The sequence below is a fragment of the Scrofimicrobium canadense genome, from assembly GCF_009696615.1.
GTDB classification, from domain to species: domain Bacteria; phylum Actinomycetota; class Actinomycetes; order Actinomycetales; family Actinomycetaceae; genus Scrofimicrobium; species Scrofimicrobium canadense.
Genome location: NZ_VULO01000002.1, coordinates 162,072 through 183,381, shown reverse-complemented (window position 1 = coordinate 183,381; position 21,310 = coordinate 162,072). Strand labels below are relative to the sequence as shown.

Below are 21,310 nucleotides of genomic sequence, written 5' to 3'. Positions count from 1 at the left end.
CCTTTTCTTTTTGCTTTTTCCACAATAATGGCACAATCACCTTATGAAACCACAGAGCATTGCAGTCGAAGGCACGATTCGACTTGGCCAATTCGTTAAACTTGCAGGTTTAGTTGAAAATGGCGCCCATGCGCGCGAGCTAATTCAAGACGGTGACGTCCGGGTCAATGGTGAAGTCGAAATACGCCGTGGACGCCAGCTGGCGTCCGGTGACATCGTTACGGTCTACACACCGGCTGGAGCCGAGTCAGTCACAGTTGTTTGAGCGTCCCCGTCCCCTCCTCCCTCGCCCAGGTGCGTGTTATTTGCCTGTTATGAGAGCAGCTAAGTCACAAATTTCCAGCAGCTGCGAAAACTTAAAAGGGGAGGAATATATATGCGGCGTAAAGCAAAGAGATTCCTTGGCGTACCACCTGTTCCCAGGGATGGTCCGCCAAGGATGATGTTTTGATCTCTTCGACTAGCCCTAGCTACGCAATATCGACTGAGGTCCTAGGAGCGCTTTGAGCTCTGACACTAGTGCAGATGACGAGCTCACACGGAGATGGTCCGGTAGCTCAATGATGGTGTCCTTGCCACGCTCTTCAATTTCAACACGCACAGGCTGCGCTCCTGGGTATCCCTCAAGGATATTTTTTAAATTGTTGAGAGTATCAGGAACACAATGCATCCCTTCGAGGCGAAGCTCAACGGGCGCGTTGTTGTCCTCACGAATATCCAGTACTCGTAGTTCTTGTCCCATGACAGACAGGGTCTCTTCGTCGCGTAGCGATGCCCGTCCCGACACCTGAACGATCGAGTCTTCGGTCAAGATTCCCTGAATCTTCTCATACTGTTTCGGGAAGAAAAGAACTTCCATAGAACTGGTCATGTCTTCAATCGTGACGATAGCCCACGGCGCCCCGTTCTTTGTGAGTTTTGCCTGGACCGATGAAACCAAACCAGCAATCTTCACTTGTTTGCCATCATGACCCTCAGGATGATCTTTCAAAGAAGCAATTTGGTTCTCTTGATAGTGGCTCAGTGAACGTTCAACACCTCGAAGAGGATGGTCAGAGACGTAGAGCCCCAGCATTTCTCTCTCAAACGCTAGCTTTTGCTTACGATCCCATTCAGGAAGATCCGGAATAGTGATAGCAAATGAGCTTTCTTCTGGGGAATCTCCCATCATTCCAGCGAAAAGATCAAACTGACCGAACGCTTCATTCTTTTTCAGGTCCATCACCGCGTCGACTGCTTCATCACTGCGTGCCAAAAGAGCACGTCGGTGATTCCCTAAGGAGTCAAACGCCCCCGCCTTGATCAGTGATTGAATGGTTCTCTTGTTACAGACAACTTGCGGAACCTTATCTAAGAAATCTTGGAACGAAGTATATTCTCCCTTTTCTTTGCGCGTTGCAACAATGGCATCAACAACGTTTTGTCCCACGTTTTGGATGGAAGACAATCCAAATCTGATGTCCTTTCCTGCAGGCGAGAACTCACCCAAAGAAGAGTTCACGTCAGGGGGAAGTACCTGGATATCCATGTGGCGGCATTCCGCAAGATAGAGAGCACGTCGGTCCTTATTCGTCTTCGTAGACGTGAGCAAAGCAGCCATAAACTCTGTTGGATAGTTTGCCTTCAGATAGGCGGTCCAATAGGAAACAAGTCCGTACGCAGCAGAGTGAGACTTATTGAATGCGTAGTTCGAGAACGGAACCAAAATGGACCACAGCTCGTTGACACACCCTTCAGAGTATCCACGCTCAATCATTCCTTGCTTGAATGGAGCAAACTCTTTATCAAGGATTTCTTTCTTCTTCTTGCCCATCGCGCGGCGGAGCATGTCTGCCTGTCCCAGACTGTACCCAGCAACTTTTTGAGCTATCTGCATGACCTGCTCTTGATAGACAATCAAGCCATGGGTTGTTCCAAGAATTTCTTTCAGAGGCTCTTCAAGCTCTGGGTGAATCGGGACAACTTCTTGCCTACCGTTCTTTCGCAGCGCATAGTTTGTATGCGAATCTGCCCCCATCGGACCCGGTCGATAGAGCGCACCAACCGCGGAAATATCCTCAAAATTGTCCGGGCGCATCAACTTGAGTAGTTCGCGCATCCCCGCACCGTCAAGTTGGAATATCCCTAAGGTTTCCGCTCGAGAAAGCAACTCATAGGTAGCTTTATCATCTAAGGGCAAGTGATCTAAATCTGGCACCTCTTTGCCGTTAGTGCGGATATTCTCTAAGGTATCCGATATAACCGTGAGATTACGCAATCCCAAGAAGTCCATCTTGAGAAGTCCTAGATCTTCACAACTGGGATAGTCGAACTGGGTGATTACTGCGTTATCTTGAGTGCGTATCATCAACGGAATGATGTCCGTGAGCTTGGTTGATGACATGATGACGGCACAGGCGTGGACGCCCCACTGTCGCGTTATTCCTTCAAGTTCTTTGGCCATCTCCACTACGGGATGTAGATCCGGGGTGTCCTCATACAACTTACGGAACTCAGTAGCCTCAGAATACCGGGGATTTTCAGGATCGAAAATCCCAGAAACTGAAATGTCCTTTCCCATTACGGAAGGTGGCAAGGCTTTAGTAAGCCTCTCCCCTGTTTGGAAATCACGCCCCTGGATGCGAGCAGAGTCTTTCAGTGCCTGTTTAGTCTTGATTCGTCCGTAGGTGACAACCTGGGCGACCCTATCATCACCGTACTTTTCTTTGACATAGTCAATAACCTCATCCCGGCGCCGCTCATCGAAATCAACATCGAAGTCAGGCATTGAAACACGCTCAGGATTGAGAAAGCGCTCAAATAGCAGCCCGTGTTCCATCGGGTTGAGCTCAGTAATTCCCATTGCGTAGGCAACCATAGAGCCAGCGCCTGAACCACGGCCTGGACCTACCCTAATCCCTTGCCCTTTTGCCCAGTTAATGAAGTCAGCAACGACCAGGAAGTAACCGGGAAATCCCATATTGAGAATGACATCTTCTTCAAATTTCGCCCGATCAATGACATGGGACGGGACTCCACCCGGGAACCTCTTATCGAGCCCCCGACGCACTTCCTTAATGAACCATGACCTCTCATCTTCTCCGGGAGGAGTAGGAAACTGCGGCATAAAGTTCGCACCATCCGCTACCGTTGTGAATTTTATGTCGGAGCGTTCTGCAATGGTGAGAGTCGCGTCGGCGGCTTCAGGAAACTCGGGGAACAGAGCCCGCATGTCATCTGACGAACGAAGGTAATACCCTTCTCCTTCAAATGCGAAACGAGTACCACCCTCATGAAGCGGAGGCTCGGTGAGATTTGAACCCGAGTTGATGGCAAGAAGTGCCTCTTGAGTACGAGCGTCAGAGGCGGACACATAGTGGGAGTCATTTGTGACCACCAGCGGTGCATTCATATGCCGAGCAAGTTTGATGAGATCCGCTTTGGTGCGACGTTCAAAGTCGATCCCGTGGTCCATTAACTCGACATAAAAATTTTCTTCGCCAAAGATATCGCGCAATTCAGCCGCTTCACGCACAGATTCATCCCACTGCCCAAGACGCATGCGGGTTTGCACGGCTCCAGAGGGACAACCCGTGAAAACGACAAGTCCCTCATGGTAGCGCTCTAGTAATTCACGATCGGCACGCGGCCACTTCCCCATTTGTCCTTCAAGTGACGCCTCACTACCCAACCGAAAAAGATTATGGACCCCTTCAGTTGATATCGCCAAAAGTGTGAGGTGATTATAGGAGCCACCTGCCGGGACATCATCGGAACGTTGCCAAGGTTCCCCCCATAGCACCTTTTTTCTATCAAACCGAGATGTTCCTGGCGTCACATATGCTTCCAAGCCGATAATTGGTTTGATTCCAGCCGCGTTACAAGCCTTGTAAAATTCAAGAGCACCGAACAAGTATCCATGATCCGTAATTCCCAACGCAGGTTGTCCTAAACGGGCAGCTTCCGCAACCATTGGCTTGATTCTGGATGCACCATCCAGCATCGAATACTCGGTGTGGTTGTGCAAGTGAACGAAGGAAGAACTCATGACGCTATTGTAGGCAGCGGGTGCGACAAGTGATTTCTCGAATCATCTCGCGGTGTCGTATTCCCGCGTCAAAAAAAGGTTCACGATCCGTGAAATCATAGCCAACGCGCTGATAGAAGCCAGTTGCCTGTTCCTGAGCTTCTAGCGTGACGAGAGCTTTATCTCCCGAACATAGTCTCTCAGCTATCCAGCTATGCATCGCCTCAAGCAACGTATATCCGATTCCATTTCTTCGTTGTTCGCGTGCTACCGCAACGCGACCAACATGATATGCGCATTGCCCATCACAAAGTAGCCTGGCAACCGCAATAGCACTATCACCATCAGCCACGACAAAATGCACTGTATCGCGATAGAAGTCACGAGCATCTATTTCCAGAAGCATGGGAACCTTCTGTTCTCGCACAAACACGTCCATGCGAAGGCGTGTCGCCTCGGCACGCATACAATGCTGTTCATTCCCGCGAAAGATATGGATGGTACTCATCCTCGCAATATCTCCAGTGCATTATCGAGATCTGTGGCATATGGAGCGACCACGTGCATGGGACCTCCTGTTCGAGGGTGATCGAAACCGAGTTCGCGGGCATGCAGCCATTGCCTCTCCAGGCCCAGTTGCTCAGCTTGGACTGGATCAGCTCCATAGAAGACGTCTCCAACACAGGGGTGTCCCATCGCTGCCATGTGCACGCGAATCTGGTGAGTGCGTCCCGTCTCAAGGTGGACAGTAACCAAGGCTGCACCGGCGAAGAGTTCTTCGACGTCGTAATGCGTGATGGCCTTTTTTCCGTCGTCCCTCACCGCCATCCGCCAAGTACGCGATGGATGCCGGCCAATGGGAGCATCGATAGTCCCCCGCATTGGATCGGGATGCCCCGCAACGATTGCGTGGTAGATTTTAGTGACTTCACGCTCTCGAAAGGCTGATTTCAACCGGGAGTATGCCAGTTCTGACTTGGCAACCACCATTGCCCCACTGGTTCCAACGTCCAATCGAGAAACGATACCTTTTCGTTCCGGTGGCCCACCTGTGGCAATGGTAAAACCCGCAGCCTCGAGATTACCCAGTACTGTGGGACCATCCCACCCCGGTCCCGTATGAGCCGCAACACCCACAGGTTTATTGACGACGACGAGATCCTCGTCATCGTAAATAATCTCCATGTCTGTCACCGGAACAGGTTTGGGGGCTTCAGATTCAGGCAGTGTGACTTCTAGCCATGAGTCGGCAGTTAGCTTCGTCGACTTTTGTACGAGGCGTCCGTCAAGTTGCACCATTCCATTGTCGACGATTTGTGCGGCTGTAGTCCGTGAGAGGCCAAGTAATCGTGATAGCCCCGCGTCTACGCGTTCTCCAACGAGGCCTTCAGGAACCGGAAGAATTCTGCTTTCACTCATGTGGCTCATGATCTATTGTCGCGTCGGCAGTATCTTCGTGCACATTTGTCGAACCGGCGTGCGTTGCATTGTTGCTCACACTATCCGATTGTTTGTGTAGCTTTTCTTTCCCTTTGTCTTCTTCTTTAGGACGATCCCCTACAGCCAGCATGTATCCCGCTAAGAAAATCACACCCAGGACAACCCAAATATCTGCAACATTTCCTACAAACCAACCGTTGTAGTCCAGGAAATCAATCACATGTCCGTGACCAACACCGTGCTTCGGTAGTCCTCTGTCGATCAACTCTAGACGGTCAAGAAGGTTTCCAATGGCACCTCCAACGATAAATCCTAAAATGATACCGATCCAAAAGGATTGGACTTTGCCGGTGACAAGTAGCCATAGTACGGCGACAACTACTGCAGCTGATATTACTGTAAAGATCCATGTTGCATTCTCACCTAGAGAAAATGCTGCTCCAGAGTTGAAGATGAGGCGAAGAGAGAAGAAGTCTCCCACTAGTGGCTTCGACTCTTTCTCCACAAGGTTGGCAATAGCCCACGATTTGCTCCATTGATCCAGGAAAACCGCCAAGAACGCCACCACTAGAGACGTGAGTGCAACCCAGACAGTGCGTAACCGTCTCATTGAGTTCGCCACCATGTCCACCTTTCGTTAAACAAAACCGCCCTGGCCATTGTAACGGCCAGGACGGTCCTTAAAGAGTATTAGTCTACTTTGCCATTGCTTTGAGATCAGACAATAGTCCTTCAAGATGGCTAGAAAGCGACGTACGGTAGTCGGATTCGAAGGTGCGAAGCTCGTTGATCTTAGTCTCTAGTTGACTACGTTCTTGTTCGAGCTTGGAAAGGACCTCATCGCGCTTGTCTTCAGCTTCCTTGACAATTTCGCGTCCCTTGTCGCGTGCTTCCTCAACGATGCGTTCGCCTTCAGCCTGTCCGTCGCTGACATATTCGTCATGGAGACGTTGAGCCAGAGCAAGCATGGATGTTGCTGCCTCTGAGCCAGCAGGTGTTTGCGGTGCTGCAGGTACTGGTGCCTGAACTGGTTCTGGGACCGGGGCTGGCTCAGGTGCTGGGGCTGGCTCAGGAGTGCTCTCTTGCACTGGAGCGACTGCTGCTGTCTCAGGCACGCCTTGCTGCAACTCTGTGATGCGCCTCTGCGCAGCTTCAAGTTTCTCTTTCAGTTCGGCGTTCTCTACCTGGAGGGAATAGATAGTTGCCACAACCTCATCAAGGAACTCATCGACCTCTACCTGGTCATATCCCTCACGGAACTTCACAGACTGGAACTTTTTATTCAGCACGTCGTCGGCTGTCAGTAGCGCCATCTTTCCACCTCATGAACTATTCGAATGCTTTTGCTAGCCGAGCATGCCTAGCATGTTTTACTGGATCGTAACATCCCGCACAACAAGAACGATAGTCACAACCGCGACTCCAGTCTACTTTGGTAACAGAAATATCTCCTGTTGAGCTGATGTCGTACTTCACATTGTGCCATGTTACAACGTACTTTGCGAGAATCTAATATTGAGTTTTCCGCTTTCTAGCGCCCCAACCACATAAGTTGGAATCCTACACGTCCCAATACGGTAACAGCGACGAAGATCACTAGAAAACCTACGTCCAATGCCACGTTCCCTAGCCTTAATGGAGGAATGAATCGACGCATAAAACGCACTGGAGGGTCCGTAAGCAAGTAAATCAGGTTTGCCAGAAGTAGAATCGGCCCGCGCGGAGTCCACCGCGGAGCAAAGAACCTCACCCAGTCAAAGGCGACTCGTGCAAGAAGGATCAGGGTGTATAGCATTGAGGCCCAATAGATAATGGACCCGATCAGATAGAGAAACACCTTGTTAGCCTATCGGTTTTCTTCACATGCGTGCGCCAAGATCTCTCGAAACATGAGTGTCAGCAGGTGAAAGCAAGAAAACCCTTGTCGTGACACGTTCAATCGCGCCACGCAGACCAAACGTAAGGCCAGCAGCAAAATCAACTACTCGTCGAGCCTCAGCATCGTCCATATCAGTCAAATTCATGATGACAGGAACGTTGTCCCGGAAGGCCTCCCCCACAGCCATCACATCAGCATAGCTCTTGGGATGAATGGTCGAAATACGTTGACGCGCATCTTCTTGCGGCACGGAAGATACCGACGGAGTTGGTTCAAAACTGTAAGCCTCGGCTGTTTGCCGTGACTCAGCGAAGGGATATTCTTGCATCTCTTCTTCAGACTCCATTATTTCTTCTTCGGCCGGCACGCGCCAGCCCATTTTTTCCATTGCCCAATTGAGTCGGCCTGCCATGGTACCCTCCCTTGATACTTCGCGGAACGATCCCCACTCTAAGTCAGACGCACCCAGATTTCGCCAGCGTCGCTCGGCATGTCGGAATCGGTGTCTCGCCAGATCAATGCCGCGTTTCGTTGACCATCGGCATCGCGCCTATGAGAATGCCACCGCAAGGAGCATCGAGTGCACTGCGGATAGTCCATGATGAGTTCCGCACCCTTGGCGAGCTCATGGCGCGCGTAGCCACGTAAGTCGAGGTGAGGTACTTCACCATTGGTCTGCACATATGCTGCGGGAAAGGAATCAGCGCACTCCCAGTCAACTTGGTAACACCGTGTACAGATCGCCGGACCGATAGCTGCATATATCTGAGTGCCGACAAGTGAATGAACTACTTCCAGTGTCCGTGCAATAACGCCCTTTTCAAGTCCGACTCTCCCTGCATGCACAGCAGCCCATATTGGTAAGTCTGGGGACCATAGAAGGATCGGTAAACAGTCAGCAGTCACTACTGCAGCGGCTGGGGCAGAAGCAGAAACACCTCGCGCGTCGACAATGATTGCATCTGCCACCGGAAGTAAGTCAACAGGAGTATCGCGTTGCCACAGAAAAACCTGCGTTCCATGCTCCTGGGCCATCCACTGACATGGGCGACCAAGCACCTGTGCCAACTGACCTCTTTGGGACTGGGCAGTTTTTCTTATGTCTTTCCCAGTCCCAAAATCAGTTGATGCCCCATAGAAGCCCAGATGTGTTTGCACTGGATCTAGCGAAGGAAATCTGGAATATCAACATCACCGTCGTCGTCAAAAACCCGAGGGACCTGAAGGATGTCGATTTCCTCTACAGACTCTTCGAGTTCCGGTTTTGAAACGACAGGAACTGCACCGGTACGTGTGGGCACTTGTGGCTGAGCTCGGTGCGCGGCAGGAACTGCCTTCGGTGCTGGATTTGCTGCCGGAGTCTCATGGACTTCCTCAACAACGGTGGTAGAAACGGCATCCTCGATAACTGCACGCGGTGCTGGCTTGGCTGCGGGTGCCACCGGTTCCACATCCCGTTCTTCCGCTTTTGGTTCAAAGCCAGCGGCAATAACCGTCACGCGGAATTCGTCGGCAAGCGAATCATCCGCAACATGACCATAAATGACCAAAGCGTCTTTGTGAGCGGCTTCGGTGACCAGTTTGACGGCCTCCCCGACTTCTGCCATACCCAGATCTGAAGATCCTTGGATAAAGATGAGCACGCCGTGTGCGCCATCGATCGAGGCTTCCAATAGCGGTGAAGACACTGCGGCTTCCACCGCCCGCAATGCACGGTCTTCGCCAGTAGCCGACCCCATCCCCATGAGGGCCGTTCCAGCGCCTTCCATCACTGATTTCACATCGTTGAAGTCGACGTTAACCAAGCTGGGGGTGGTGATGAGATCAGTAATGCCCTGCACACCAGCAAGAAGAACCTGGTCTGCCGCACGGAACGCGTCAAGGACGGAGATATTACGGTCTGATATTTCTAGTAGCCGGTCGTTAGGAATGACGATGAGTGCGTCAACTTCCTTCTCTAACGCTTCTAGTCCCGCTTCAGCCTGTGAACTTCGCCGTGCACCTTCAAAGGAGAACGGACGGGTGACAACACCTACTGTAAGGGCACCCGCCTCTTTAGCAAGCTTTGCAACAATCGGAGCTCCACCGGTTCCAGTACCACCACCTTCACCTGCGGTGATAAAGACCATGTCGGCGCCTTCGAGGCTTTCAGCGATTTCTTCGACATGAGCCTCTGCAGCTTTGCGTCCAATCGCTGGATCGGCACCTGCGCCAAGGCCATGAGTTAAATCTCTTCCAATGTCGAGTTTGGTTTCGGCATCAGACATCAACAGTGCCTGGGCATCGGTATTAATTGCTATAAATTCGACACCTTTGAGGCCAACTTCAATCATTCGGTTTACGGCGTTTACGCCGCCGCCGCCGACGCCGGCGACCTTGATTACGGCCAGGTGGTTCTGCGGAGCGGACAATGCGCCTCCCGGGGTAAAGCCTCAACCTTTACTAGAAGGTTCAGGTTCTGATCTTTCTTTGCGCACTGACGGTAAACGCGCTGGCGGGTACAAACAAGGACATTGATGGGTGTGTCGCAATGAATCATCGAATTGACGGTCTTAGTGGATCGGCCACGTCATATATGGAACTAGGACGTTGCTGCACTAAGAGCTGTAAAACCTGGCTTTTCAACGCGGCATCGGACGGATCGCCCCAAATAATCTGCGAACCATTCGCGACATGTAATGTGTAAATTCCTCCGCTGAGCGATACTTCAGATACTTGGTCAGAAATATCAGTAGGAAGTGCTTCTAAAATCTCTCCGATCTGACTCACCGTGGTGGCAGCTATCTCTTGGTCAGTGGTTAACAACGGGAGTTGTTCAGGAACATCATTAACAGTCGTCACAGTCACAGCATCCGCAGCAACCAGGTCATACCCGCCCTCCACTTTTACGCCAATGACAGGGACTCGCTCAATCAGGGCGACGTGGAGTCCATCTGGCCAGGTTTTCGTAATCGTCGCTTCTGCGATATGCGGATCCTTCAAGATTTCCTCTCGCAGTGCGCCAGAAGAAACTAGGAATAGAGACGTCCCAACGTGTTTCTGCATCACAGAAGCAGTCGGGGCAACGTCGATAGTCTCTGGGGCCTCAATTTCCAGACGAGTTTCTTGTACTGCGAAAAGCGGAGAAAAAAGTGCCACCCATACAACTGCGGCTATGGCTGCAACGCTAAGAAGTACCCACATAAGGCGCCAAATCAAGAGCCGGCGACGTGCAACTTTTTTCTCTAGTAAGCGAGCTTTGATCTCTTCTGGGCTCTCCTCTACTCTCCCCAGAACCTGGGCAGGGGCAGGAGGAACGCGGCAAGCAGGAGCAGCCGTTGTAAGTGGCTTTTGAGGCGCGACAGCCTTTCTACGCCCTGGTACGGGCTGCGAAGGCCGAGGCGGACGAGGCGGCCTCACTTCACCGCCCACCGCTTCAGGACCGAATCTTGCGCTTCGGTAATATTTCCGGCCCCCACTAGTACGACAATGTCGCCGCTGCGAGACTCTGCTGCAGCACTTTCTCCGATCTCAAAGATGGACGCACCCGGCACGTATTGAGCACCAGGAAGGAGATCCGCTATGAGTTGAGAGCTAATGCCCTCTCTGGGTTGTTCTCTTGCTCCGTAAATATCAGCAAGGAAAACCTGGTCTGCTCCAGACAGTGCCTCGGCAAATCTCTTTGCAAATGTTTGAGTTCGCGAGTAAAGGTGCGGCTGGAACACGACGATAAGACGCCCACTGCCTGCGGCTGTTCGGGCCTGTTCTACAAGCGCAGCCACTTCCGTTGGATGATGTGCGTAGTCGTCGTACAGACGCCGTCCGTTGTTTTCGCCCACCAGCTCAAATCGACGGCTGGTTCCTCCAAAAACGTTAATGCCCGCAGCAGCGGTGTGCGGGTCCATCCCGAGAAGCACGCAGGCTCCCCAGGCACCACACGCATTGAGAAGATTGTGCCGCCCACTCACCGACAGCCGTACAGGCACCTTCGTATCATCAAAGGAAAAGATCCCGTGTGCTCCAGTTGGGGCCAGTTCTTCCTCACTCAGTGCTATATCACCACCTCTGCCATAGGTGTGAACATGAATGTCTCTTAGTTCGTTACGGCATCGATCCGCAAGGCGCATTGCCCCTTCATCCTCTGCGCAGCACAGCACAATTCCATCAGTGCGAATTTTGCTGGCGAACTGGAAGAAAACTTCCTCAAACTCTTCAGCATTTCCATAGTGATCCAAGTGATCAGGTTCCACATTTGTGACGAGAGCTAGCGTTGGCGAATAGTTCAAGAACGATTCATCTGACTCATCCGCTTCTGCAACAAAAATCTCTCCATTTCCGAGGTGGGCACCGGTTCCTACCCCCAAAACTGCTGATCCAATAGCAAAAGAGGGATCGATATTTCCGTGAGTCAAAATGGTCGCAATCATTGCAGACGTCGTTGTTTTGCCGTGTGCCCCAGCAACCGCAACAAACTTTTTGTCGGCGCTTACTCGTGCCAAAGCGACCGACCGATGGACTATTTCTTGGCCGCGTGCTTTGGCCACCGCAAACTCGGGGTTATCGTCGTGAATAGCCGATGAATAGACCAATACTGACCCCTCGGGGACATTGCGGACGTCGTGACCGACATGCACCGTGATTCCCAGCGCGCGAAGCCGCGTTAGAGCTGGAGAGTCGGCCCTATCTGATCCGCTCACCGCAATTCCACGAGCCACCAGTAGCTCCGCTACTGCCGACATTCCAGCGCCGCCAATCCCAACAAGGTGATATTTATCAGTCACCACACACACTTTCCACTAAATCCGCCATTTTGATGGCCGCGTTGGGAACTCCCGTTGAAGCGGCTGCCCGTCCCATGGCTAAGAGTTTTTTTGGATCAGACAAGAGTGGGAATACTCGTTCTCGAACAAAATCCGCACTAAAGTCTTTGTCGTCAACGATGAGCGCCCCTCCAGCATCAACCATATTCTTCGCATTGAGCCGTTGTTCGCCATTACCTATAGGAAGGGGGACAAAACAGGCTGGGATTCCCAATGCTGCAAGCTCGGCAACAGTGCCAGCACCGGAGCGACACACGACTACATCAGCAACCGCCAGTGCCAGTTCCATCTCCGATAGATACTCCACAGTCTTCCATGGCACATTTAGGTCATCTGCCTTATCGCGCCCGGTGAGGTGGAGCACCTGCACCCCCGCAGGAAGTTGAGCTGCGGCTTCAGCCATAACCTGGTTGAGGTGGACTGCCCCCAGAGATCCTCCGGTGATAACCAGTGTTGCCATTCGAGGATCGAGACCCAATACCGTGGCCGCCTGGTTCCTAGCTAGTAACCGCCCTGCCTCATCTAAGCGTTGGTCAACCAATGCGGCAATCTCCTTGCGCAGTGGTAACCCAACCACTCGGGTTATCCCCTGACGTGCCTCTAACTGGGTGCCGGCAAAAGTCAAGCCCACGGCAGCTGCGTGGCGTGCGCCCCACGTATTGGCGATGCCTGGCCGAGCATTTTGTTCATGAATGACATAGGGCACGTCAACCGAGCGAGCCGCACGATAGGCAGGTGCGGAGACGTAACCGCCAAATCCCACAACCGCGCGGGCGTCTCGCACACAATCCCGTGAAATTCTATTGGCCTCGCGGAGCTTTACGGGCAGTGAAAACCACGCCCGTGACGGTTTTCGCGGCAACGGCGTTTTTGGAATAACTGTAAGAGGTAATCCCGCTGCTGGGACAAGTTCAGATTCAAGTCCCTCCTTGGTTCCCAGAACGTCGACGCTGTATCCCCTTGCCAACAACTCACTAGCCGTTGCCAATAGCGGATTCACGTGCCCTGCAGTCCCCCCGCCAGCCAGGACTATTCTCTTGTTTGTCACTTTTCTCCTCGTGGTTTGCGAACGCGACGCCGCCGCTTTGGTATGCGTGGATCGCGGCCGCGCGTCTCCGGATCAAGTCGTGACCGCCACCTAATGCCAGCATCAGTCCTCGCAAAAGACAGGAGGACCCCAATGGACAATGCTGTAAAGAGATATGCCGAACCGCCGTGCGATACCAGAGGAAAAGGCACCCCAATAACTGGGGTTAGCCCGGTAACCGAACCGACGTTGATGAGGCCCTGAAAAATTAGCCAGCTAGCAATACCACCCGAGGCGATGCGTACGTAAGCAGTCTGTGAGTGTGATGCGAGGCGAAGGATTCCCCACACCAAGACCCCTAGTGCGACAAGAAGAGTCAGAGTTCCGATAAGGCCAAATTCTTCGCCGACAATCGCTAATATAAAATCAGTGTCGGCTTCTTGAAGATAGTTCCATTTTTCTCTTGATGCTCCCGGCCCCATCCCAAATAGGCCACCCGAGCCCAAAGCCCACAATCCATGGTCAGTCTGGGTAGGATTCGAAGGATCAGGTTCGGGCCTCAGGCCCGGAAGAACATCTAAAACACGAGTCATGCGAGAAGCATTGATGGTAACAAGTGCAGCGGCCCCTCCAGCCATGATGAGACCAACGATTGGAAACCATTTTGCGGGGACACCGGCAATCCACAGAGAGCCCAGAGCAATTGCAACGAAGATCATTGCGGTACCCATATCGTGGCCCAGCATAACAGCACCGATTGCAATAGCTGTGGGAAGCCCGACTGCAACCAGGACTCTCTTCCAATTGGAGACCTCTTTGCCTAGATTCGCGAGGACCATTGCTAGAAAGAGGCAGGTGGCAAGCTTAAGAAATTCTGATGGCTGAATGTACTGCCTGGTCCCGGGGATTCTTATCCAGTTGGTGTTGCCTCCCTGTTCCACGCCAAGAAAGAGCACCATTGACTGTCCAACTACAGCAACAGCAAAAATAAGAGCGGTGAGGCGAGGCCAGATACTCGCTGGCATCATCGCGGTAATACCAGCCAAGATGGCAGAAGCCATAATGATAGCGAAGGAACGAAAAAAGGCTGTGTACGGATTAACCTCATTAGCAATGTTACTGACGGCTGCAGCAGAAAATGTCATGAGCAACCCGAAACCGCCCAGCAGCAGTGCCGAAACGAGAATCATGTAATACGTTGCAGCTGGCGAATACTCTCGCTCGTTCCAGTCTCCCTCCACGCGTATTCGAGGAAGTTTATCGAGCAGACTCATGATTCCTCCTGGAAACGGCGGACCGCTTGTTCGAACACCTTCCCTCGCTGTGAGTAACTGGAGAATTGATCCCACGATGCACACGCTGGTGATAGCAAGACGGTGTCTCCTGGGCGCGCAAAATTAGCTGCTGCACGAACTACCTGCAACATCCAAAGGTCTGCGTCGCTATTACCCACAACTTCCACTATCGGCGTATCTGGGGCAAATTCTTCGACGGCGCGCCGAATGGGTGAAGGATCGAGTCCTATCGCCACCACTGCCCGCAATTGCGAACGAACGCTGTGCACGAGGGGTCCAAAGTCTTGTCCCTTCGCGTCACCCCCAGCGATCCACACCCCTGTTCCAGGTGGAAGAGCTTTAAGAGCAGCGGCAGCAGCATGGGCATTCGTTGCTTTAGAGTCATCAACATAGCGCACACCGCCCCACTGGCCAACAAGCGCCTGACGGTGAGTGGCCGGAGAATACTCAGATAACCCTGCAGATATAGCATTCTCATCAATGCCAGCATCGCGAGCAATAGCAACAGCGGCGACGATATCAGCAAGAAGTGCCGAGGGGTGACCACGTTCGGCGTAGAAAGGAACCCAATCCCACTCATTGCTATCCGTTGTAAGAGCAACGACGCGAGGACGCCCCTGGACCATGCGCGCAACTACAGGATCCGATGCAAAATAGAAAGACTTTCCGCGCACGCGATCGTATATGCGGGCCTTAGCCTCACGGTAGGATTCAACGTCACCGTGCCAATCCAAGTGGTCTGCATCAGCATTGAGACAAATGGCTGCTGCTGGCTCCATCGTGTATGTGGTTTCGAGTTGAAAACTGGAAAGTTCAACGACAAAAGCTTCGGAGTCACCTGCAATTTGCGAAGAAATAGGGAGTCCGATATTGCCAACTTCGGATACGCGGATGCCAGCAGCCCTAAAAATAGCACCGAGCAGTCCAACGGTAGTCGTTTTCCCATTGGTTCCAGTGACGCAGTACCAGGGACGTCCAGCGCGTTTAGATTTCTCCTGCAATCTCCACGCCAACTCAACCTCGCTAATAACAGGAACTCTGCGCCTCTTGAGCTCTTGCGCCAATGCAGATGTCATGGGAATGCCTGGCGAGATAACACAATATTGAGGATTCCATTGGATAATTTCCTGCGCCACCATCGCAGGATCAGGAGAATAGAACACGGGAAAGTCACTTTGTTCCACCGGAGTCGTAGAGAATCCCCGAATATCGGCATCGTTACCTAATGCCTCTACAGCACTTTTCCCAGAAGCACCTAACCCAATAATGGCAATCCGCTCATTCACGTAGCTGTAGCCACCCATTCTGCGTAAAAAAGCCCCACCCCGGTAATTGCAAAGAGCGCTGCAACTATCCAGAAACGAACAACAATTGTGACCTCATGCCACCCCTTTAGTTCAAAGTGGTGGTGCAACGGTGCCATACGGAAGACCCGTTTTCCAGTCCGTTTAAATACAACAATTTGAATAACATCCGACATAGTGACCACTACAAATAGGCCACCGATAATCACTGCAAGGAACTCAGTGTGTGACAAAATCGAGATGGCCGCAAAGGCCCCACCGAGAGCCAACGACCCGGTATCTCCCATGAATATCTGCGCGGGTGAAGCATTCCACCAAAGAAAGCCGATAAGTCCGCCAACAACAGCTGCAGAGAATACTGCAAGACCCAGTGGGTCCCTCACCTCATAACATCCAGTTATGTCAACACTGCGTATGCACGATTGACTGAACTGCCAAAAAGTAATGAAAGTGTAGCCACCAAACGCGGCTAAAGAAGCACCCGTCGCAAGCCCGTCAAGTCCATCCGTCAGATTGACGGCATTCGACCATGCTGTCACCAGAAAATTCGCCCATAGTACAAAGAGGACAATACCAATTCCCGCTCCCGCAAAAGCTAGCGTAACTCCTGTGGGGCGGAACAAAGAAATACTCATTGACGCGGGAGCTGGCCCATGTCCCCCTGGAGACCACAAGGCAAATCCCGCAAATACAGACCCGATGATGAGTTGTCCGATGATCTTTGCTAGAGGATTGAGCCCAAGGGAGCGGTGACGCGAGATTTTGATGAAGTCATCAAGAAAGCCAATCACCCCAAGCCCAAGGAACAAGCCTGCTACCAGGACACTGGAGTAATCAGGTAATTCTCGTACCGCGAGAAAGCCAACAAGCCATCCCACGAGGATAGCGAAGATAAAGACGACTCCCCCCATTGTTGGGGTACCGCGTTTTGTGTAGTGGCCTGTTGGTCCATCTTGGCGTATGAACTGTCCGTATTCTTTCTTGATGAGAAAACGGATAAAGACAGGAGTGAGAAGAATACTCAGTGCTAACGATACGCAAAAAGAAACAATTACACTGATCATTGGACATCTGCCAATAGTGAGTCGGCAACGCGCCACGCGCCTGAGCCGTTCGAGCCCTTCACAAACACGGTATCTCCTGCTCTGAGTACTTGCTCTAAGAGCTTAGTTGCTTCTGCTGCGTTACGGCACCATAACATCGTCGTTGGTGAATCTGTTATCTTCTCCACTACTCGCAGCCCTTCCCCAATAGCAATGAGAATATCCGCCCCATGCAAGACCGCATCTTTAGCGGCCTGACGATGCAATTTGTCTGATTCTTCACCCAGCTCCAGCATTTCGCCCAAAACAACGATAAGACGACCCGTGCTCAGCATTGCGGCGGAATCAAGTCCCGCGCGAAGAGAATCTGGATTGGCATTATACGAGTCATCAATAACACGTAAATCACTAACGCCAGCAAATTTTACCCCGTCACGCACTACCATTCTGTGCGGTGAAAGGGCTTTTGAAGCGGACAGTGCTTCCACCGAATCATCGACGTCTACCCCCACTGCCTCTGCGCAACGCAGAGCCGCCAGGATATTCATGACTTGGTGAGCTCCCACCAGAGGGCTCCGCACCAGCCGACCACGATATGTGAATTGAATCCCGTCTTTTCCTGCATGGATGTCAGTGGCGTCATCCTTGGAAAACCAGAGTACGTTCTCACGTTCCACCGTCGAAGCCATTGATCGCACTGCAGGATCGTCGGCATTGAGTACCGCTTTGCCTCCAGAGACAAGCCCAGCAACTAACTCAGATTTTGCTTGACGAACAGCTTCCATGGAACCAAATCCGCCCAAGTGGGCTGAACCAACCATAAGTACGCAAGCAACATCGAGAGGAGCAATGTTAGTGAGGTATTCGATGTGTCCAATCCCCGACGCACCCATTTCAAGGATGAGAAAACGTGTGGCGGAGTCGGCAGTAAGGATAGTGAGCGGGCATCCAACCTCGTTATTGAACGATAACTGAGGGAATACAGTCAGAGCTTCGGCTCCAAGAATTTGCCCCAGGAGATCTTTTGTCGTGGTCTTTCCCACAGAGCCGGTAATACCGATGACCGTAATCTCTCCATCGTTGCGCAGCGATGCTAGATGGGCTTTAGCAATATCACCTAGGGCCCTAGTCGATTCAGAAACAACAACCTGAGCGACGGCTAATGGCAGCGGCCTTTCGACAACGAGGCAGGTAGCACCTGATTCAACTGCCGCATCAGCATAGTCATGCCCATCAGCATTTTCACCTACACGTGCGATGTAAAGTGAGCCTTCACCGCATAGCCGTGAATCGGTTTGTACGCTGCCTGTGATTGCGACGTCCGGTCCATGCAGGGTGCCTCCAGTAACCGTGGCAATCCACGATGCTTTCTGTTCCATGCGCTCCTCCGAATATGCATCCGCCAATAGGTGAGAGTACCTTATGGAGTCAGTGGAAAGAGCTCAGGCTCTGTCGCCGATGCCGGGATTCCGAGATTTCTTACCGCACTCGAGGCAACTGACTTGAACAGTGGGATCGCCGAATCTGAGGATAGATACCCTCCAGCTTTCGGATTGTTGACCACGACAGAAATAGCGATTTGTGGGTTATCAGCTGGCAACACCCCAGCAGTTGTTGCCACGGTCCCTTCGCCCCCAAGAATCTCCGCGGTACCAGTCTTGAGCGCCACCCGATATCCGTCAATTGCCGCCCCCGAACCGGTTCCATATTCCTCATCAGAGACAACACCTTCCATCATCTTTAGGAGGGCATTCGCAGTCTCAGGACTGACTGCCTGGCGCGGCTGAGGTTCTTCTGTCTCGATACGCTTTCCATCAGCGTAAGTAACGCTGTCAACGATTCTAGGAGGCTGCCAAACCCCGTCATTCCCGATGGCAGCCATCATTGCTGCCTGCTGCAAGGCACTCATGGCGTATCCCTGGCCAAACATGGTGACGTAGCGATCTCTACCAACCCACTCATCACCTGACTCAGCCAACAGTCCCGGAGTCTCACCAGGCAATTCGATACCTGTCAGCTGACCAAGCCCGAAAGCTTTCATTGTTTCGAGGCGGTCACTATCTGAGACAGTCTGTCCGACCATAACCGTTCCAGTATTCGACGACTCAGTGAGTATTCCGGCGACTGTCCTCACATAGGTTTCATGGTCGTGCAAGTCCTCTATATCGCCGCCATCAGGAGTTGAGAGCACCCCTGGCACGGAGAAAGTAGAGAGCGGAGTAACTGTTCCTTTTTCCAACGCGGTTGCCATTGTGAGGATCTTCCCCACCGAGCCGGGTTCGAAAGCCCCCTGCACCGCATTGGACATCTGTGGTCCTTCGGTTGGCTTCTTCAAATCGGAGTCGGCCAGTACTAAAACTTTTGACGTTTTGACGTCTAAAACAACTGCCGACACCCAATCTGCCTGGTGTTTATCCGCAATGGCATCGACTGCCTCTTGAACCTGTGCCTGCAGGTCAAGATGGAGAGTGGTCTGAACAGTGCCACCATGTGCCGCTTCCTTTGACACTGTCTTGGCACCAGGAATCACAGCACCACCAGGACTCACCTCATAAGACTCTTCACCGGGAGTTCCTTCGAGAACATCGTAGTAGACCATTTCTAAACCGGAACTATTTTCAGGTTCTGTTCCAAAAGTGCCTAAGACGTTAGCCGCCGCATTTCCTGCAGGATAAATGCGTTCAAAAACTGGTTCCCACTCAATTCCATAAATACCCAAAGCACGAATGGCCCTATATGTATCCGAATCGACGTTTTTGGCGAGGTACTCATAGGTCCCATCTCCCACCATCTTTGCGCCAAGAACTGCCGCATCCATTTTGAGGAGAGGTGCCAACTGCTTCGCTGCTGCGGCAGGCCCCCGGCCTATGGTTTTTCCATCATCGTCTTCTTGGATGTACTCACGTATTTTTTGTTGATTTACCGCAATGTGATACGTCTGCACCGAATCAACCATCACCTGACCGTTGGCATCGAGGATCTGTCCACGAGGGGCGGGAATTTTAGTTGCAGAAGTTCGAACTTGACGTCCTTGCTCAGCCAAAGCAGGACCTCGCACAATCTGGATCATGAACAGCTGCACAGCACACACGCTCAAAAGCACCGTCATAGCAACACCTATGACTCGCGCTCGCTTCTTTGAGATATCGGCCTGGGCGGCGTTGTGGTCAGCTGTCTTCATTGCGCCGGAACTCCCCCCTCAACTGTTCCATTTTCCAGAACGATAACCCCCAACGGTGCTGCCGGCACCATCCCTATCCCCTGGGCTTTTTCTCTGAGTACCGACTGAGAGCTTTGCTCTAACAGTTTCTTTTCTAGAGTCTGTATTGCAGCTTCTTCTTCACTGAGCTGAACCGACACATCACGCATTTCATATGCAATGTGTGCCATGTTGGTGTTGGCGATCAATGGAATAACAATGGCCATCAGCAACAGCGATGCACAAAACACCAAGAATACGACTGCTGAGCGTTGCGAGTGACCGTCAACGCCTTCGACAACTCGTAGTGAAGGCCGCTGTTGAGAATTCTCGCGGCGTAATGGTGCAGACGTCGCAGTCATCGGTCCTCCCAGGGTCTCACTAATTCGACCGCACGAAGCCTCACGGACTTAGCGCGGGGATTGCGGGCAATTTCTTCTTCATCAGCCTTCTCAGCTCCGCGAGTCAGTGCTTTCAACCGTCGAGCATCCTCTTGGGGAATAACTGGCAAACCAGCCGGAGCCGTATCGGTGAGGCCTCTTGAGAAAACACGTTTGACCGCTTTATCCTCTAGTGAGTGATATGACTCAACGGCCATACGTCCGCCGATTCGCAGCGATCTCAGTGCCTTAGGGAGAGTACGTTCAAGTATTCCTAACTCGTCGTTGACAGCTATCCTCAACGCCTGAAATGTCCTCTTTGCAGGATTTCCACCACGCCTACGAGCTGGTGCAGGAATTGTCTCATCAATCAACTGCGCCAATTGCCCGGTAGTGCTCCACGGACGTCGCTGGCGCTGGTCAACAATGCGCCGCGCTATTTTTGAGGCGAACTTTTCTTCTCCATAGTCGCGAAGTATCCGTGTAAGGGTTCCGTGATCGGCAGTATTGAGAAGCTCGGCAGCGCTTTGCCCCTCATTTCTATTCATTCGCATATCGAGTGGCCCATCCTGCGCATATGCGAATCCGCGATCAGCCTGATCAAGCTGCAGAGATGAAACGCCCAGATCCATGAGAACTGCTGAGACTGGCTGTTGAATCTCATCAATCTGATCAAACGTCGCCTCGAACGGAGTGAAACGGTCGCCAAATCGCACCAAGCGCTCCGTTGCCAACTGTAGAGCTTGCGGGTCACGGTCAATGCCTATAGCGATCGCATGAGGACACTGCGTCAGAACTGCTTCTGTATGTCCACCGAGCCCTAAAGTCGCATCGACAAACAAAGAACCTGGCTCACGCAGAGCTGGCTCGAGGAGGGCCACACAGCGGTCCCGAAGAACAGGTATGTGCATGCGAGCTGCCTGCCCCATGTACTACCT

The 21,310-nt window shown here is 52.2% G+C and carries 20 protein-coding genes; 1 reads left to right on the top strand and 19 read right to left on the bottom strand.

Annotation, left to right across the window (positions count from 1 at the left end):
* Positions 1 to 43 precede the first annotated feature (43 nt).
* Positions 44 to 265, top strand: coding sequence for an RNA-binding S4 domain-containing protein (locus tag FYJ24_RS02400; protein WP_154543203.1), 222 nt, complete (start codon positions 44 to 46; stop codon positions 263 to 265).
* Between the two features lie 201 nt (positions 266 to 466).
* Here the strand turns inward: FYJ24_RS02400 and dnaE are convergent, their stop codons facing one another.
* From dnaE to rsmH, 19 genes are all read right to left on the bottom strand, one after another.
* Positions 467 to 4,027: a DNA polymerase III subunit alpha gene (dnaE, locus tag FYJ24_RS02395; RefSeq protein WP_154543201.1), complete on the bottom strand. Its 3,561-nt coding sequence runs from the start codon at positions 4,025 to 4,027 to the stop codon at positions 467 to 469.
* A gap of 4 nt (positions 4,028 to 4,031) precedes the next feature.
* A complete protein-coding gene (locus FYJ24_RS02390) occupies positions 4,032 to 4,514 on the bottom strand; it encodes a GNAT family N-acetyltransferase (RefSeq protein ID WP_154543199.1) in 483 nt (160 codons plus the stop codon).
* Positions 4,511 to 5,425, bottom strand: a complete 915-nt coding sequence (locus FYJ24_RS02385; RefSeq protein WP_154543197.1) for an RluA family pseudouridine synthase — start codon at positions 5,423 to 5,425, stop codon at positions 4,511 to 4,513. The genes FYJ24_RS02390 and FYJ24_RS02385 overlap by 4 nt, the downstream gene beginning before the upstream one ends.
* Entirely contained in the window at positions 5,418 to 6,056 is a 639-nt protein-coding gene (locus FYJ24_RS02380) for a signal peptidase II (RefSeq protein ID WP_206192446.1), read from the bottom strand. The genes FYJ24_RS02385 and FYJ24_RS02380 overlap by 8 nt, the downstream gene beginning before the upstream one ends.
* A gap of 85 nt (positions 6,057 to 6,141) precedes the next feature.
* Positions 6,142 to 6,759 (bottom strand): DivIVA domain-containing protein, encoded by a 618-nt coding sequence (locus tag FYJ24_RS02375; protein ID WP_154543193.1) that lies wholly within the window; start codon positions 6,757 to 6,759, stop codon positions 6,142 to 6,144.
* Positions 6,760 to 6,977: 218 nt separating this feature from the next.
* Positions 6,978 to 7,283 (bottom strand): YggT family protein, encoded by a 306-nt coding sequence (locus FYJ24_RS02370; protein WP_404814687.1) that lies wholly within the window; start codon positions 7,281 to 7,283, stop codon positions 6,978 to 6,980.
* Between the two features lie 22 nt (positions 7,284 to 7,305).
* Entirely contained in the window at positions 7,306 to 7,737 is a 432-nt protein-coding gene (locus FYJ24_RS02365; protein WP_225871930.1) for a cell division protein SepF, read from the bottom strand.
* A gap of 38 nt (positions 7,738 to 7,775) precedes the next feature.
* The gene (locus tag FYJ24_RS02360) at positions 7,776 to 8,483 is read right to left on the bottom strand and encodes a polyphenol oxidase family protein (RefSeq protein ID WP_154543191.1); all 708 of its coding nucleotides are present in this window, start codon (positions 8,481 to 8,483) and stop codon (positions 7,776 to 7,778) included.
* Between the two features lie 5 nt (positions 8,484 to 8,488).
* The gene (gene ftsZ, locus FYJ24_RS02355) at positions 8,489 to 9,736 is read right to left on the bottom strand and encodes a cell division protein FtsZ (RefSeq protein WP_154543189.1); all 1,248 of its coding nucleotides are present in this window, start codon (positions 9,734 to 9,736) and stop codon (positions 8,489 to 8,491) included.
* 124 nt (positions 9,737 to 9,860) lie between these two features.
* On the bottom strand, positions 9,861 to 10,724 hold the full coding sequence (locus FYJ24_RS13320) for a cell division protein FtsQ/DivIB (protein ID WP_154543187.1): 864 nt from the start codon (positions 10,722 to 10,724) through the stop codon (positions 9,861 to 9,863).
* Complete coding sequence (gene murC, locus FYJ24_RS02345) at positions 10,721 to 12,085, bottom strand: UDP-N-acetylmuramate--L-alanine ligase (protein WP_318656470.1); 1,365 nt, start codon at positions 12,083 to 12,085, stop codon at positions 10,721 to 10,723. Before murC ends, FYJ24_RS13320 begins: the two co-directional genes overlap by 4 nt.
* Positions 12,078 to 13,172, bottom strand: a complete 1,095-nt coding sequence (locus FYJ24_RS02340) for a UDP-N-acetylglucosamine--N-acetylmuramyl-(pentapeptide) pyrophosphoryl-undecaprenol N-acetylglucosamine transferase (protein WP_318656469.1) — start codon at positions 13,170 to 13,172, stop codon at positions 12,078 to 12,080. The genes murC and FYJ24_RS02340 overlap by 8 nt, the downstream gene beginning before the upstream one ends.
* The gene (locus tag FYJ24_RS02335; protein ID WP_154543185.1) at positions 13,169 to 14,425 is read right to left on the bottom strand and encodes an FtsW/RodA/SpoVE family cell cycle protein; all 1,257 of its coding nucleotides are present in this window, start codon (positions 14,423 to 14,425) and stop codon (positions 13,169 to 13,171) included. The genes FYJ24_RS02340 and FYJ24_RS02335 overlap by 4 nt, the downstream gene beginning before the upstream one ends.
* Complete coding sequence (gene murD, locus FYJ24_RS02330; protein WP_318656468.1) at positions 14,422 to 15,732, bottom strand: UDP-N-acetylmuramoyl-L-alanine--D-glutamate ligase; 1,311 nt, start codon at positions 15,730 to 15,732, stop codon at positions 14,422 to 14,424. Before murD ends, FYJ24_RS02335 begins: the two co-directional genes overlap by 4 nt.
* Positions 15,729 to 16,814 (bottom strand): phospho-N-acetylmuramoyl-pentapeptide-transferase, encoded by a 1,086-nt coding sequence (mraY, locus tag FYJ24_RS02325; protein WP_154543181.1) that lies wholly within the window; start codon positions 16,812 to 16,814, stop codon positions 15,729 to 15,731. The genes murD and mraY overlap by 4 nt, the downstream gene beginning before the upstream one ends.
* A complete protein-coding gene (locus tag FYJ24_RS02320; RefSeq protein ID WP_154543179.1) occupies positions 16,811 to 18,172 on the bottom strand; it encodes a UDP-N-acetylmuramoyl-tripeptide--D-alanyl-D-alanine ligase in 1,362 nt (453 codons plus the stop codon). The genes mraY and FYJ24_RS02320 overlap by 4 nt, the downstream gene beginning before the upstream one ends.
* 41 nt (positions 18,173 to 18,213) lie before the next feature.
* Entirely contained in the window at positions 18,214 to 19,974 is a 1,761-nt protein-coding gene (locus FYJ24_RS02315) for a peptidoglycan D,D-transpeptidase FtsI family protein (protein ID WP_225871929.1), read from the bottom strand.
* Complete coding sequence (locus FYJ24_RS02310; protein WP_154543177.1) at positions 19,971 to 20,354, bottom strand: hypothetical protein; 384 nt, start codon at positions 20,352 to 20,354, stop codon at positions 19,971 to 19,973. The genes FYJ24_RS02315 and FYJ24_RS02310 overlap by 4 nt, the downstream gene beginning before the upstream one ends.
* A complete protein-coding gene (rsmH, locus tag FYJ24_RS02305; RefSeq protein WP_154543175.1) occupies positions 20,351 to 21,301 on the bottom strand; it encodes a 16S rRNA (cytosine(1402)-N(4))-methyltransferase RsmH in 951 nt (316 codons plus the stop codon). The genes FYJ24_RS02310 and rsmH overlap by 4 nt, the downstream gene beginning before the upstream one ends.
* Positions 21,302 to 21,310 lie beyond the last annotated feature (9 nt).